The organism is Streptomyces hilarionis, from assembly GCF_024539675.1.
Taxonomy (GTDB): Bacteria; Actinomycetota; Actinomycetes; order Streptomycetales; family Streptomycetaceae; genus Streptomyces; species Streptomyces hilarionis.
Map to the genome: position 1 here is coordinate 1 of NZ_JAHHIT010000112.1, position 11,612 is coordinate 11,612.

General features: G+C 74.8%; 12 protein-coding genes and 1 pseudogene. 7 read left to right on the top strand and 6 right to left on the bottom strand.

Annotation, left to right across the window (positions count from 1 at the left end; genetic code table 11):
• Positions 1–80 precede the first annotated feature (80 nt).
• Positions 81–992: a Gfo/Idh/MocA family protein gene (locus KMS84_RS25700; protein ID WP_256918823.1), complete on the top strand. Its 912-nt coding sequence runs from the start codon at positions 81–83 to the stop codon at positions 990–992.
• Here KMS84_RS25700 and lnt read toward each other — a convergent pair.
• From lnt to KMS84_RS25725, 5 genes are all read right to left on the bottom strand, one after another.
• Positions 910–2,481: an apolipoprotein N-acyltransferase gene (gene lnt, locus KMS84_RS25705; protein WP_256918824.1), complete on the bottom strand. Its 1,572-nt coding sequence runs from the start codon at positions 2,479–2,481 to the stop codon at positions 910–912. The two genes, KMS84_RS25700 and lnt, sit on opposite strands and share 83 nt — an antisense overlap.
• 338 nt (positions 2,482–2,819) lie before the next feature.
• Positions 2,820–3,287: a nuclear transport factor 2 family protein gene (locus tag KMS84_RS25710; protein ID WP_256918825.1), complete on the bottom strand. Its 468-nt coding sequence runs from the start codon at positions 3,285–3,287 to the stop codon at positions 2,820–2,822.
• 81 nt (positions 3,288–3,368) lie between these two features.
• Positions 3,369–3,953, bottom strand: a complete 585-nt coding sequence (cpt, locus tag KMS84_RS25715; protein WP_256918826.1) for a chloramphenicol phosphotransferase CPT — start codon at positions 3,951–3,953, stop codon at positions 3,369–3,371.
• 65 nt (positions 3,954–4,018) lie between these two features.
• The gene (locus KMS84_RS25720) at positions 4,019–4,198 is read right to left on the bottom strand and encodes a hypothetical protein (protein WP_109000927.1); all 180 of its coding nucleotides are present in this window, start codon (positions 4,196–4,198) and stop codon (positions 4,019–4,021) included.
• Between the two features lie 172 nt (positions 4,199–4,370).
• A complete protein-coding gene (locus KMS84_RS25725) occupies positions 4,371–5,246 on the bottom strand; it encodes an undecaprenyl-diphosphate phosphatase (protein ID WP_256918827.1) in 876 nt (291 codons plus the stop codon).
• A gap of 369 nt (positions 5,247–5,615) precedes the next feature.
• On the opposite strand from KMS84_RS25725, the gene KMS84_RS25730 reads away from it, so the two are divergent.
• The 4 genes from KMS84_RS25730 (at position 5,616) to KMS84_RS25745 (ending at position 9,225) form a co-directional block, all read left to right on the top strand.
• The gene (locus KMS84_RS25730; protein ID WP_256918828.1) at positions 5,616–6,776 is read left to right on the top strand and encodes a Gfo/Idh/MocA family protein; all 1,161 of its coding nucleotides are present in this window, start codon (positions 5,616–5,618) and stop codon (positions 6,774–6,776) included.
• On the top strand, positions 6,773–7,702 hold the full coding sequence (locus KMS84_RS25735) for a DUF6807 domain-containing protein (protein WP_256918829.1): 930 nt from the start codon (positions 6,773–6,775) through the stop codon (positions 7,700–7,702). The genes KMS84_RS25730 and KMS84_RS25735 overlap by 4 nt, the downstream gene beginning before the upstream one ends.
• Positions 7,699–8,406 carry a cupin gene (locus KMS84_RS25740; RefSeq protein WP_256918830.1) on the top strand — a complete coding sequence of 236 codons (708 nt, stop codon included), beginning with the start codon at positions 7,699–7,701 and terminating at the stop codon, positions 8,404–8,406. Before KMS84_RS25735 ends, KMS84_RS25740 begins: the two co-directional genes overlap by 4 nt.
• Before the next feature lie 117 nt (positions 8,407–8,523).
• Entirely contained in the window at positions 8,524–9,225 is a 702-nt protein-coding gene (locus tag KMS84_RS25745; RefSeq protein WP_256918831.1) for a hypothetical protein, read from the top strand.
• 179 nt (positions 9,226–9,404) lie between these two features.
• Here the strand turns inward: KMS84_RS25745 and KMS84_RS25750 are convergent, their stop codons facing one another.
• Entirely contained in the window at positions 9,405–10,244 is an 840-nt protein-coding gene (locus tag KMS84_RS25750; protein WP_256918832.1) for a TVP38/TMEM64 family protein, read from the bottom strand.
• A gap of 49 nt (positions 10,245–10,293) precedes the next feature.
• Here KMS84_RS25750 and KMS84_RS25755 point away from each other — a divergent pair, with 49 nt between their 5' ends.
• Together KMS84_RS25755 and KMS84_RS25760 are read left to right on the top strand one after the other, a co-directional pair.
• On the top strand, positions 10,294–11,031 hold the full coding sequence (locus KMS84_RS25755; protein WP_256918833.1) for a DNA alkylation repair protein: 738 nt from the start codon (positions 10,294–10,296) through the stop codon (positions 11,029–11,031).
• 268 nt (positions 11,032–11,299) lie between these two features.
• Positions 11,300–11,566, top strand: a pseudogene (locus tag KMS84_RS25760) (GTP-binding protein); the annotation flags it as partial.
• Positions 11,567–11,612: the final 46 nt, after the last annotated feature.

Below are 11,612 nucleotides of genomic sequence, written 5' to 3' on the forward strand. Positions count from 1 at the left end.
CCCCCGGACGACCGCCCGCCGCCCCGTCGAGGCGGGGCCGTATGCTGCGGGGCAGGCAGGCGAGCAGTGGAGGAGCGCCCGTGAAGGTCGGCTGCGTCGGACTCGGCGACATCGCACAGAAGGCGTACCTGCCCGTGCTGGGCGCGCTGCCCGGGATCGAGCTCCACCTACAGACCCGCAGCCCCGCCACCCTCGATCGGGTAGCCGACGGTCTGCGGCTGCCCGTCGGGCAGCGCCACCGCGACCTCGACGCGCTCCTCGCCACCGGGGTGGACGCAGTCTTCGTGCACGCCCCCACCGCCGTCCACCCCGAGATCGTCGGCCGGCTGCTGGAGGCGGGCGTCCCCACGTACGTGGACAAGCCCCTCGCCTACGAACTCGCCGACTCCGAGCGGCTGGTGAACCTCGCCGAGGCCCGCGGCACGACTCTGGCCGTGGGCTTCAACCGGCGGCTGGCGCCCGGGTACGCGCAGTGCGCCGACCACCCGCGCGAACTGATCATCCTCCAGAAGAACCGGGTCGGCCTGCCCGAGGAACCCCGCGCGATGATCCTCGACGACTTCATCCACGTCGTCGACACGCTGCGCTTCCTCGTGCCCGGCCCGGTCGACGACGTGACCGTCCGGGCCCGCGTCGTCGACGGGCTGCTCCATCACGTGGTCCTCCAGCTCGCCGGAGACGGCTTCACCGCCCTCGGCGTGATGAACCGGCTCAGCGGTTCGAACGAGGAGATCCTCGAGGTGTCCGGGCAGGACACCAAGCGCCAGGTGATCAACCTGGCCGAGGTCGTCGACCACAAGGGGCAGCCGACGACACGGCGGCGCGGGGACTGGGTGCCGGTGGCCCGGCAGCGGGGCATCGAGCAGGCCGTCCTCGGCTTCCTCGACGCGGTACGCGCGGGCAAGGTCCTCAGCGCCCGGGACGCGCTGGCGACTCACGAACTGTGCGAGCGGGTGGTCCGAGCGGTGCTGGAGCGGTCCGCCGCAGCCTGACGGCCCGCACGCCCTCGGTGAGCCCCAGGGCCACGAGCACCAGCAGGGCCGCGTGGACGACCCAGTCGCCGTAGCGGACGTACAGGGTGACGCCGTCGGCGAGCGGCACGTCGTAGACGGCGGCCGTGTGCGCGTCCGGACCCAGCCACGGGCCGAGCCGCCGCCCGCTCGCGTCGTACACGGCCGACTCGCCCGTCAGCGTGGCGTGGACGAAGGACCGGCCGGTCTCCGCGGCGCGCAGCGCGCCCAGCGAGGCATGCTGCCCGGGCGCCCAGCTCCGCTGGAACGACGAGGTCGACGACTGACCGACCAGCAGGTCCGCGCCGTCCTCGACGAGATGCCGGCTCATGTCCGGGAACGCCGTCTCGAAGCACACCATGGGCCCGAACCGCACCCCGTGACCGGCGTTCACCAGCACCTGCTCCGTGCCGCGCCGCCGGTCCTCGCCGGCCGCCCTGCCGACCGAGGTGGCCCAGCCGAGCAGCGAGCGGGCCGGTATGTACTCGCCGAACGGCACCAGCCGCATCTTGTCGTACCGGTCGCCCGTGGGGCCGCCCGCACCGACGAGGATCGAGCTCTTGTAGATGCCCGGCCGGTCGGAGCGGCGGGCGTCGACGTTGACGAGGACGTCGGCGCCGGTGGCCCGCGCCAGCCCCGCGATGCGTCCGGCCAGGTCGGGGCGCTCGGCGAGGTCGTAGCCGACGCTGCTCTCGCCCCAGACGATGAGGTCGACGTCCTGCCCGACCAGACGGCGGGTCAGCTCCTCCTCCCGGTCGAAGCGCAGGTCGGGCCCGTCGATCACGCCCGGCTGGACGACGGCGACCCGGGCCCGGCCGTCGGTGTCGGGACGCGGCGCCCAGGCCCACGCGGCGGAGGCCGTGGCCGCGGTGACGACCAGACCGGCGACGGCCGGCGCCCGCGAGGCGGGGAGCGCCACCAGGACGGAGGCGGCCACGTTGACGGCCACCACCAGGAAGCTCAGCAGCCAGACCCCGCCGACGGAGGCGAGCCGCAACGCGGGCCCCACCTGCCACTGACTGGCCCCCAGCACGCCCCACGGCCCGCCGAGTCCCTGCCAGGAGCGGACGAGTTCGACGGCGAGCCAGGCCGAGGGGAGCACCACCAGCGCGGCGAGGACCCGCCCGCGGGTGGGAGCCTCCGCCTCGGCGAGGAACCGCCGCACCAGCCACGCCCAGGGCGCCCACAGCCCGCCGAGCAGCGCGGCGAGGACGAGGGTGAACACGTGCAGGCTCGGCAGCAGCCAGTGGTGCATGGCCAGCATGAAGCCGAACCCGCCGCCCCAGCCGTCGTACGCCGCGCGCCGCCCCGTGGGCGCGGAGCGGGCCAGCAGGATCCAGGGCACGAGCGCCACATAGGCCCACCACCACAGGGCGGGCCCCGGGAACGCGAGCACGGGCAGCGCGCCCGCGAGGGCGGCGACGGTCGTGCGTCGCCAGGGGGAGGTGAGCCAGTGGCCGCATCTGTTCATACGACACCTCCCTACCCGGGTTGGGTCGCTTCAGTGTGCGCCTCGGGGCCGATCTCCGACAGATCGCCGCTCCGCCCGGTTCCGAACGGCTCCGTGCGCCTTGGGCTGCCTTCGGGCGGCTCCGCGCGGGCTCCGCGCGCTCCGAGGGGACCGACCGGCGTCCCCGTCGCCCGGCAGCCGCTCTCTTCGGGCGGGGGCCACTGTCCCGGAGGCGCCCGCCGCCCGGAAGCCGCCGTCGCCCGCAAGCCCGAGCCGCCCCGGAGGCCGCTCCCGGCCGGCGGCCGCTGTCGAGCCGGAAACCGCCTCGGCCGGCGGCCGCTGCTGTCCGGGAGCCGCCGTCAGCCGGGCAGCCGCCGCCACTTCTCGCGCACGACCACCTCGCGCACCCGCCAGCCGTCCGGCGTGCGCAGCAGACCGAAGGAGTACCGGCCGCCGCACACGAAGTCGGGCGCCGCGGCCGGGGCGCCCGCCCGCTCGTCGGCGAGCCGCATCGGGTTGACGTAGTCGGCCTGGACCTGTGCGGTGTCGCCCGTGTCCTGGTCCAGCACCCCGAAGCGCACCCGGCGGTTGACGATGAGGTGCTGGCGCATCGCGAACGACCGCATGGTGTCGGCGAGCCAGGAGGCGACGTTCCCGGCCTCGCCCTCGATCCCGCCGGCCGACCGGTAGTCCGCGCGCCCGTCGGCCGTGAACAGTTGCCGGTACGCCGTCCAGTCCCCGTCGTCCACCGCCACGGCGTAGTCGGTGATCAACCCGTCGACGGCCAGCCGGTCCATCACGGCGGCGAGCTCCACACGCTGCGTCATGGCCCGAGTGTTGGGCATCGCGGGTGAACAGCCAAGGTCCGTGCGGCGATCGGCGCCCCGCGCGGTGAAGACGGGGGCGTCTCAGCGGCCCTGCGGACGGCCGGATCCGCGGGTTCCGGGCGGGGGCGGCGGCCGGTCGAGCCGGGCGGCGACGGTCCGCGCGCAGGCCAGGGCCTCGGTGTGCGTGGTGTCCACCTCCAGGTCGTAGACGACCCCGTCGTGCACCGTCCGCGCCTGCGAGGCCGCCATTCCCGGGGTCCGGTCGCCGCGGGCGGTCTCCCGGGCCGCCGCGACCGCTTCCTCGCACCGCACGCCGACCCACAGCACGGGAAGTCCGTCCAGCGCCTCGCGCCACCGCTGCTGCGAGGCCGCTCCGCCCAGGAACACGTCGTCGACGACGATCCGGGCGCCGGCCCGGGCCATCGCCGCGACGCCCCGCGCCCAGGCCGCGTCCAGCGCCCGGAACTGCGGGCCGACGGTCACCGCGCCGTCCGCCGCGAAGGCGATCCCCGCGTCGGCGCCCCGCATCCTCGCGGGCAGGGCGTCGACGAACGAGTCCACCCCGAGCGCCAGCCAGGGATCCGGCAGCAGGGCCTGGAGGCAGCGCACGATCCCGGACTTCCCGGAGCTCGAGCCGCCGTTGAGGACGATCACCCGGACAGTCATCGGGCCACGGTAGGACGGCGCACGCCCGAGGGGAAACGCGTTTTTTTCGGGGCTTCGGCGCGGCATCAGGCCGCCGCGACCACCTCGCCGCGGATCGCCGCGGCCCACTCCACGACCAGCAGTTCGTACTCGGCCCGCTCCTGGGCCGAGAGCGACCCGCCCGCGCGCAGCCAGAGGGCGCGGATCCGCTCGTTCAACTCGGCGGCGGACCGCACGGAACCAGAGGCGACTGAGTGGGGGGACATGGGCCAAGCCTAGGCGCACCCACTGACACTGCGCTACCGGACGGCTACGCGCGAGGCTATGGGCTTGGTCACGGCCGGCCGGTCGCTCGGGTGATCAACTGCGCGCCGCCGGGGGCGGGTTGGGCCGGCCGGCTCGGGCCCGGCGCCGGCCGGGCGGCCGGCCGCGGGCGGCTCAGCCCGCCGACTCGGCCGCGTGCGGACTCAGCGCGCCCGTCGTGACCAGGACGATGATCACGATGCCGAGGACCACGCGGTAGTAGACGAACGGCATGAAGGACTTGGTGCTGATGAACTTCATGAACCACGCGATGACGGCGTAGCCCGAGGCGAAGGCGATCACGGTCGCGAAGAGCGTCGGCCCCCAGGCCACGTGGCCGCCCTCCAGCGCGTCCTTCGTCTCGAAGACCCCGGAGGCCAGCACGGCCGGGATGGCCAGCAGGAACGAGTAACGGGCCGCGGCCTCGCGCTTGTAGCCCATGAACAGACCGCCGCTGATGGTCGCGCCGGAGCGCGAGACGCCGGGGATGAGCGCGCAGGCCTGGCACAGGCCGAAGATGAGGCCGTCCTTGACGCCCAAGTTCTCCAGGGTCTTGCGCTGCTTGGGCGCGCGGTGCTTGCCGCCCGTCTCGTCGCGGGCCGCGAGCCGGTCGGCGATGCCGATCACGACGCCGACGACGACGAGCATCGTGGCCGTGATGCGCAAATCGCGGAAGGGGCCCTCGATCTGGTCCTTGAGCGTCACGCCCAGCAGGCCGATCGGGATCGATCCGACGATCACCAGCCAGCCCATCTGGGCGTCGTGGTCCTGGCGCATCGTCTTGTCGAACAGCGACCGGCTCCACGCGGCGATGATCCGCCCGATGTCCTTGCGGAAGTAGATCAGCACCGCGGCCTCCGTGCCGATCTGGGTGATCGCCGTGAAGGCCGCGCCGGGGTCCTGCCAGCCGGAGAACGCGGCGGTCAGCCGCAGGTGCGCGCTGGAGGAGACGGGGAGGAACTCGGTCAGCCCCTGGACGAGTCCGAGGATGAGGGATTCAAACCAAGACATGAGGTTACGGAGTCCAAGTGCCGATCGGAGAGGGGCGACGGCGACGGCAGACGGCCGCGCCCGAAGATCAAGGGTGTGCAAAGGAAGGGTAGCGGTCCCGTAAGGCGGGTACCGCACAGGGGTTTGACGGCCGCCGCCCGCCCGCCGTCGCGAGCCGCGTGCCGGGGCGGGTCCGGTCGCGCCGGCCGTCCTGCCGGGCCGCACGTCACGACGCCCGGACGGTTGACCGGTCGCCCGCCGCCGCATACGTTGCTGCCGACGGGAAAGCGCTTGCTGTGCACACGGGACGCGGTGTGCCGGGCGCTTCCCGCCCGCTTGCCGGACCCGCCAGGTCCACGGCCGTACGTCGGAGGAGTGCTGATCACGCCCATGTCCCCCACCACTCCGCCGCCCGGTCCGCTCGACGGCCGCCGGATCCGGGCCGCCGTCGTCGGCACGGGAGCCATCGCCCGCGGCTCGCACCTGCCCGCCCTCCAGCAGCTGGCCGCCGAGGGCGACGCCGAGGTCGTCGCGGCCGTTGACATCGATGCCAACGCCGCGCGGGCGTTCTGCGCCGAAGGGGGCGTGCCGCACGCCTACACCGACCTGGACCGGATGCTGGCCGAACAGCGGCCCGACCTGGTGACCATCTGCACCCCGCCCACGCTGCACCGCGAGCAGAGCGTGGCCGCGCTGCGGGCCGGCGCCTGGGTGTGGTGCGAGAAGCCGCCCGTGCCGACCCTTGCCGACTACGACGCCGTCGCCGCCGAGGAGGGGACGCCCGACGGCCCGTACTCCTCGATCGTCTTCCAGCACCGCTTCGGATCGGGCGCGGCGCACGTGCGCCGTCTGCTCGCCGACCAGGCCCTCGGCCGGCCGCTCGTCGCCCACTGCCAGACCACCTGGTACCGCGACACCGCCTACTACGCCGTGCCCTGGCGCGGCCGCTGGCGGACCGAGGGCGGCGGCCCGGCGATGGGCCACGGCATCCACCAGATGGACCTGCTGCTCGACCTCCTCGGCCCGTGGAGCGAGGTGCGGGCGATGGCCGGCCGGCTCGTGCACGACGTGGAGACCGAGGACGTGTCCACCGCCCTGCTCCGCTTCGACAGCGGCGCCCTGGCCACGGTCGTCAACAGCGTCCTGAGCCCCGACGAGGTCAGCCGCATCCGGATCGACTGCGAGCGCGCCACCGTCGAGCTCACCCACCTGTACGGCCACGCCAACGCCGACTGGCGCATCACCCCCGCCCCGGGCGTCCCCGCCGACGAGGCGGCCCGCTGGCGTGACTTCGGCGCGGACGTGCCCAGTTCGCACCTGGCCCAGCTGCGCGAGCTGGTCGCCTCGATGCGCGCCGGGCGGCGACCGCGCAGCAGCGGCGCGGACGGACGCACCAGCCTGGAGCTGATCACCGCGCTGTACCGGTCGGCCTTCACGGACACCACCGTGCGGCGCGGCGAGATCGGCCCCGGCGACCCCTATTACACGGCCCTGCACGGCGGCGCCCCGGGCTGGGCGCCGGCGACCGCGCCCGCGGGGGTGCCCGCATGAGCGCGGAGCTCCGGCTGGTGCACGCCCACGGCGACCGCGTCACGGTGACCGACCCGGCCACCGGCGTCGAGCTGCTCTCCTACGTCTACCGGCCCGAGGCGTCCTGGGAGGCGCCCAAGCCGTACATCCACCCGCTGCGGACCCTCGCCGGGGACGTCGTCACCGACTACCGGCCCCACGACCACCGCTGGCACAAGGGTCTGTCCCTGACCGCCTCGCACCTGTCGGGCGCCAACCTGTGGGGCGGCAACTCGTACGTCCACGGCGAGGGTTACCTGGAACTGCCCGAGCGGGTCGGCTCGATGGCGCACGTCGGCTTCGACGAGGTCGCCGCGCGGGCGGGGCGCGCCGTCATCGCCGAGCGGCTGAGCTGGCATCCGTCCGGCGGCGAGCTGTGGGCGCAGGAGACGCGCCGCGTCGAGGTGCACGACGTCGAACCCGACTCCGGTTCCTGGGCGCTGACCTGGACCAGCGCCGTCACCAACCGCCGTGACGAGCCGCTGCGTTTCGGCAGCCCGACCACCGCCGGGCGCGAGATGGCCGGGTACACGGGCCTGTTCTGGCGCGGCCCGCGCTCCTTCCGGGACGGCCGGATCATCGGACCCGACGGCGAGGGGCCCGCGCTGATGGCCTCGCAGAGCCCGTGGCTCGCCCTCAGCGGCGAGCACGACGGCGCCGACGGCCACGCCACCGTCGTCTTCGAGCACGCCCCCGAGAACGATCACGCGGGTGCGCGCGGGGCCCACCCCGCGCACTGGTTCGTGCGCAACGAGCCGTTCGCGGGCGTCGCCCCGTCCTGGGCCTTCTTCGACGAACTGGAGCTGGCGCCCGGCGACACGCTCACCCGCCGCTACCGGGTGGTCGTGGCCGACGGCGCGTGGGAGCGCGAGGAGATCGCCAAGTACCTGCGCACCCACCCGTGGTGAGCACGTACGACGGACTGCCCGGCGGGGTCGCCGTCTCGCGCCTGCGCGTGTACGACTGGCCCGCCGCCGACGGGTTGCGCGGCGGAACCCCCCATGTGCACCTGGCCTGTTCGGAGGGGTACGTCGTCACCCACGGACGCGGGGCGGTGCACACCCTGACCGCGTCCGGCCACCGGGTGACGCCCCTCGTGCCCGGCACGGTCGCCTGGTTCGCCCCGGGGACGATCCACCGGCTGGTCGACGAGGACGGTCTGCGCATCACCGTCCTCATGCAGAACGGCGGGCTGCCCGAGGCGGGGGACGCGGTGCTCACCCTGCCGCCGGAGCACCTCGCCGACCCCGAGGCCTACGCCGCCGCGACCGCGCTCCCCGCCGGCGCTCCGCCGCAGGAGCGGGCCCGGGCCGCCCGTGCCCGGCGCGACCTGGCTCTGGAGGGCTATCTGGCCCTGCGCGCGGCCCCGGATCCCGGGGAGGCCCTGGCGGCCTTCCACCGGGCCGCGGCAGCGCTCGTGCGGCCCCGGCTCGCCGAGTGGCGCGAGCGCTGGGCGCGCGGTGCGCGCGCGGCCGCCGACGCCACCGGTGAACAGCTCGACCGGCTGGCGAAGGGGGACGTGGCCCATCTCGCCGAGGCCGTCGTGCGGGCCGAGGAGCCGTCCGAGCACGGCAGGCTCGGCATGTGCGGGTGGCTGGACGTGTACGCGTGACCCTGCGCCCGGTGCATCACCGCCGGCCGGGACGGTCGGCGTAGTTCGGGCGGAATCTCTGCGGCCCGCGCCGTCGGCTGATCCAATCGACCGACGTCGAGAGCGGGGAGTGAACACGTGCGGATCAGGGTGACGGCGGCGGCGCTGTGCACGGCGGCGCTGGTGGCCGGGTGCAGCGGCGGGGGCGGTACGGGCGTCGAGGACTCCGGCGCCGCGCGCGCGGGGTCCGGCTCGGCGGCGGGCCCGGCCCCGCACGCGGCGGGCAAGGGCCCCTCGGCGCCGCTGGGCGAGGGCCGGCTGACCTCCGCGGCGCTGACCTCCGCGGACGTGGACGGCTACCAGATCACCGACTACCCGGTGCGGCCCCACGGCGGCTCGACCGCGCGGCCCGCGCAGTGCCAGCCGCTGGAGAACATGCGCACGGCCGTTCCCGATCCCGCGCCCCGGGCGTTCCAGGGACGCCTCGCCTTCTCGGGGTCCGGCCCGGGCGCCGGAGCGGCCACCACCATCGGCCTCATGGCCTACGACCGGTCCGGCGCCGAGGGCGTGCTCCAGGCGCTGCGCACCGCCCTGAAGAAGTGCACGGCGTTCGAGGGCGGGGTGCCCGCCCGCACCACGGCCCGGGCCGCCGCCGCGCCGGACGCGGGTGACGAGGCCGTCGCCTTCGCGTTGCACACCGAGCGGGACAGCCCGGACGCGTACGTGGTCGTGCGCAGCGGCTCCACGGTCGTCCTGTTCTGCACGGCGAGCGGCACGGGCGCCGCCGCGCAGGTCCCCGGGGAACTCGTCTCGGCGCAGATCCGCAAGCTGGAGGCGTAGGAACGGGCGGCGGCGCCCTCCTTCCCACGGGCCGTGGGAAGGGCGTTCACGCCGTCGTGGCGCGCCGCGTCATGAGCACGAGGGTGAGGCCCGTCCACGCGCGCGGCGCCCGGCCGCCGTGGATCCCGCCGGCCGCCGCCGCACACCGACGGCCGCAGCGGCGCAGCGGGCGTCGAGGGCTACGGACGACGCAGGTGGTGGCGTTTGCGCCAGGCCACCGCCGCGCCGACCAGCGCCGGCAGGGCGATGCACACCATCGCGATCAGGAAGGCCGGCGAGGTGGGGGAGGAGGCCCGGGCGCCGGCGACGACATAGGCGGCGGTGTTCGGGATGGAGCCCACGGCGGTCGCCACCAGGAAGGACGGCCACGTCATGCGGGAGACCGCGGCGCAGTAGTTCGCGGCCCAGAACGGCACCCCCGGGAACAGCCGGGCCGCCAGCATCGAGCGCAGGCCGTGGCGGCTGAGCTGCCCGTCGGCCGCCTTGAGCAGGCGGCCGCGCAGCAGGGGCCGCAGCGCGTCCTGTCCGAGGACGCGACCGAGCCCGAAGGAGATCCCCGCGCCCAGCACCGTGCCCGCCAGCGCCGCGCCGACGCCCCACTGCGAGCCGAACAGCGCGCCGGCGGCCAGGTTCAGCAGCGGTCTCGGCACGAACGCCACCGTGCACAGTCCGTACGCCGCCGCGAAGAGCGCGGCCGCCGACGCGCCGCCCAACTGGGGCGGCCAGCCGTCCGCGAGGAGCTTCTGCGGCTCGAAGAGCAGCACGCTCGCCGCGGCCCCGGCCAGCAGCACGACCAGCAGCGCCAGCCGCGACCAGGGCGACAGCAGCGCTCTGCCGCAGCGCGCGGCGAGAGAGCCGGAAGCGGCGGCCGAGGACGACGCGCGTGCGGCGACGGGCAGGGCGACGGGTGTGATCACGGGCAGGGGGGCGGGCGCGAGCAACGGAATGACGAAGTCCGTGCCGGTGGGCCGGGAAGAGGCCGTGGCGGTGCCCCCAGAGCGGGTGGTGGCATCGAGCATCCCGCGACACTAACGGACGAACGTGTGTGATCGCCGTATGGTGCGTCTCATGACCGTCACAGGTGCGGGCCCGGCCGGCGCGCCGCGCAGCGCTCTCGCCGACACCGTGCTGGCGCGCCTGACGGCCGCGTACGCCGGTGCGGCCGACCCCGGCCGTGCGGCGGCCATGCGCGCCTACATGAAGGACGTGGCCCCCTTCCTCGGGCTGCCCACCCCTGAGCGGCGGGCCCTGTCCCGCGCCGTCCTCGTCGGCACGCCCCGCCCCGACGAGGCCGACTGCACGGCGGTCGCGCTGCGCTGCTGGGCTCTGCCGCACCGCGAATACCACTACTTCGCCGTGGACTACCTGCGCCGTCACGCGGGACGCCTGTCGTCGGCGTTCCTGCCCGTGGCCCGCCGGCTGATCACCACCACCTCCTGGTGGGACACCGTCGACCTGCTCGCCGCACACGTGGTCGGCGCCCTGGTCGCCGCCGACTGGCGCCTCACCGCTGACATGGACGAGTGGATCGACGACGCGGACCTGTGGGTGGCCCGCGCGGCCCTGCTGCACCAACTGCGCTACCGGGAACGCACCGACGCCGAGCGGCTGTTCGCGTACTGCCTGCGCCAGTCCGGTCACCCCGACTTCTTCGTCCGCAAGGCCGTCGGCTGGTGCCTGCGCGAGTACGCCAAGACCGATCCGGAGGCCGTCCGCGCCTTCCTCGCCCGCGAAGGGGACCGGTTCGCGCCGCTGACGGTCCGTGAGGCCCTGAAGAACATCGGCGCCGCTCCCGAACCGCCCTGACCGTTCGCCGCCGCACCGCCCGACCCGGCGAAAACCGTTCGACACCCGGCGAACCGTCGACGAGGATCGACGACATGTTCCGGCACGCCTTCCTCCTCGCAGCATCCGCGGTCGCGGATGCGCCGAAGGCTGCCGTCCCGATCCTCGCGGCCGCTGCCGACGGCGCCCGAAGCTGACCCTCCCCGGACTGCCCGGCGGACCCCCCAGGGGGAGGGTCGGCCCGTTCCTCGGGGTCCTCACTCCCACGGACACGCAGCGAGGTACAGCCATGCCCAAGACCGCCTACGTGCGGACCAAGCCGCATCTCAACATCGGCACCATGGGTCACGTCGACCACGGCAAGACCACCCTGACCGCCGCCATCACCAAGGTTCTCGCCGCCCGCGGAACCGGCTCCTTCGTGCCCTTCGACCGCATCGACCGCGCTCCGGAGGAGGCCGCGCGCGGCATCACCATCAACATCGCGCACGTCGAGTACGAGACGGACACCCGCCACTACGCGCACGTCGACATGCCGGGCCACGCCGACTACGTGGTTCGCGCACCCTGTCATACTGTCGACAGGAATCACGAGGGGCGGG

Excerpts from the sequence above, each read along its gene's own strand:
- lnt (WP_256918824.1), bottom strand. The coding sequence starts at position 2,481 with ATGAACAGATGCGGCCACTGGCTCACCTCCCCCTGGCGACGCACGACC.
- KMS84_RS25710 (WP_256918825.1), bottom strand. The coding sequence starts at position 3,287 with ATGACGCAGCGTGTGGAGCTCGCCGCCGTGATGGACCGGCTGGCCGTC.
- cpt (WP_256918826.1), bottom strand. The coding sequence starts at position 3,953 with ATGACTGTCCGGGTGATCGTCCTCAACGGCGGCTCGAGCTCCGGGAAG.
- KMS84_RS25720 (WP_109000927.1), bottom strand. The coding sequence starts at position 4,198 with ATGTCCCCCCACTCAGTCGCCTCTGGTTCCGTGCGGTCCGCCGCCGAG.
- KMS84_RS25725 (WP_256918827.1), bottom strand. The coding sequence starts at position 5,246 with ATGTCTTGGTTTGAATCCCTCATCCTCGGACTCGTCCAGGGGCTGACC.
- KMS84_RS25730 (WP_256918828.1), top strand. The coding sequence starts at position 5,616 with ATGTCCCCCACCACTCCGCCGCCCGGTCCGCTCGACGGCCGCCGGATC.
- KMS84_RS25735 (WP_256918829.1), top strand. The coding sequence starts at position 6,773 with ATGAGCGCGGAGCTCCGGCTGGTGCACGCCCACGGCGACCGCGTCACG.
- KMS84_RS25750 (WP_256918832.1), bottom strand. The coding sequence starts at position 10,244 with ATGCTCGATGCCACCACCCGCTCTGGGGGCACCGCCACGGCCTCTTCC.
- KMS84_RS25755 (WP_256918833.1), top strand. The coding sequence starts at position 10,294 with ATGACCGTCACAGGTGCGGGCCCGGCCGGCGCGCCGCGCAGCGCTCTC.